Below are 1,711 nucleotides of genomic sequence, written 5' to 3'. Positions count from 1 at the left end.
CACCTAGATAGTTGCCATGCCTGGCACACTAAGATTCTCAGCCTTGACGGCTGCTCCACCTAACTGTCTACGCTTAAAGACTAAAGTTACCTTTAGCCCTCCAAGACTCGCTACGAGCGAATGGCTAGTTCTTACTCGACGGGAATCCCACCCGTTATATGATACGACCTAGGCTCGGCCGCACACCTGCACCGTTACTTGAAGTAAAAAAGCATTACTGCTGTTCCAGTAATGCGCCCGTTACTTTAAGTGTATTGTTTCACTAGCTATTTGATTTGATTATTTTTCCATTATTTACTCCAACAGTATTTGCCATTGTCCCTAAAATACAAATAGAATAACTAGAATCTTCTTGAGATGTATAAGTAACTGTTAATTTATTATCAATAGACTCTGAATAAGTTTTTTCTATTTCATATTTCAAATTAGAATCTGGAGAATAATCTTTAATTATTCCTATGGTCATATGATTAAACGAATCTTGAGATTGTAACTGAAATTCAATAGTTACTTTCTTTGATTTTTCTAAATACATAGGTTCAAATATAATAACTCCAGCATTCTCTATTTCTAAATCAGGAAGTTTATATTCACCATTATCACTCTCTTCTAATCGAATATATTGAAGATTATTAAAAACGTCCAGCTTAAAGCTCTCTTCACCACTTAAAGAATCATTTTGTTCAGATTCTTTTTTTATAGATACTTTATTATTATCTGATGGTTCTATGTTATTTGATGATTCACCATTTGAATTATCTGTACACCCTGCTAATATACAAATACTGAAAAAATAAAGGATTACTATTTTTTTCACCATATAACCTCCGTTTCCTTTTTTAAAAAATTTATCATATTAAATAAGTTATAACATTATTTTTTGGTTTATGGGTAATTTATCCAATCAATGGACTAACACCCTTATTAAAGTAAACTTCCCTATTACTTTAAGTACATTCCTTCACACTCTAGACTTAAAATAAAAAAAGCACTAATCCTTATTACAGGAAAGCGCCCTTTAGTGGAAATGGAAGTTATAAAGAATTTGCAATATCAACTAACACCTCTAAAGGTATATGTTCAGAGATTCTCTTATCAACACCTAGAATATATTGCCAATTCCCTCTCTCAAATATCAAATTATTAGAAACAGGACTTTTTACAAAAAATGCTGTGCCATAATCAAGTTCTATTGTTTTATTAATACGTTCTGGTTTAAATTTAATAGCGTGTTTTTTAGGTCTCAATGTAAGAGTATAGTGGTTCTCTGGCGTATTCTCATTAAGAAACTCAATTTCAAAGTCATTATTAATCCCAATATCTTTGCTGCACCTTCCAAAGTAATGTGTGAATTGAACTGGAGGTATTTTATATGGTAATACAATATCCTCGTTGAAAAGATTTTCACATTCATCTACTGCTTCCTCAACTGTCTTGTACCCTATCTCAAAAAAGATTTTCTCAAATGGTGGGTGTTCATCTTCATCATTTGCATTTACCGTTTCAAAACTTACTAAACATAAACCTAAAATGAAAATTAAAATAAACTTCTTCTTCATAAAGACCACCTTTATTTATTCATTAAAAGTAGGTTTCCTTATTAGAAAAAAGTTATTACTATTCGAGCTACTTTGCCCCGTTACTTAAATAAGAAAAAACGATACCCCTTATTGAAGCATCGGTTGCAATAGGTAAGCGTTTGAAGTAGTCT

2 protein-coding genes are annotated in these 1,711 nt (G+C 31.7%); both read right to left on the bottom strand.

Features of this window, described 5'->3' with window-relative positions; translation table 11 throughout:
- Positions 1-262 precede the first annotated feature (262 nt).
- A complete protein-coding gene (locus D1953_RS16515) occupies positions 263-820 on the bottom strand; it encodes a hypothetical protein (RefSeq protein WP_119118271.1) in 558 nt (185 codons plus the stop codon).
- Positions 821-1,034: 214 nt separating this feature from the next.
- Complete coding sequence (locus D1953_RS16510) at positions 1,035-1,559, bottom strand: hypothetical protein (RefSeq protein ID WP_119118270.1); 525 nt, start codon at positions 1,557-1,559, stop codon at positions 1,035-1,037.
- Between the last annotated feature and the right edge of the window lie 152 nt (positions 1,560-1,711).

The organism is Peribacillus asahii, from assembly GCF_003570725.1.
In the GTDB taxonomy this organism is placed as follows: Bacteria; Bacillota; Bacilli; order Bacillales; family DSM-1321; genus Peribacillus; species Peribacillus asahii.
This window is presented reverse-complemented; position numbering and strand designations above follow the sequence as displayed.

Coding starts and splice junctions, on each gene's coding strand:
- D1953_RS16515 (WP_119118271.1), bottom strand. CDS start 820: ATGGTGAAAAAAATAGTAATCCTTTATTTTTTCAGTATTTGTATATTA.
- D1953_RS16510 (WP_119118270.1), bottom strand. CDS start 1,559: ATGAAGAAGAAGTTTATTTTAATTTTCATTTTAGGTTTATGTTTAGTA.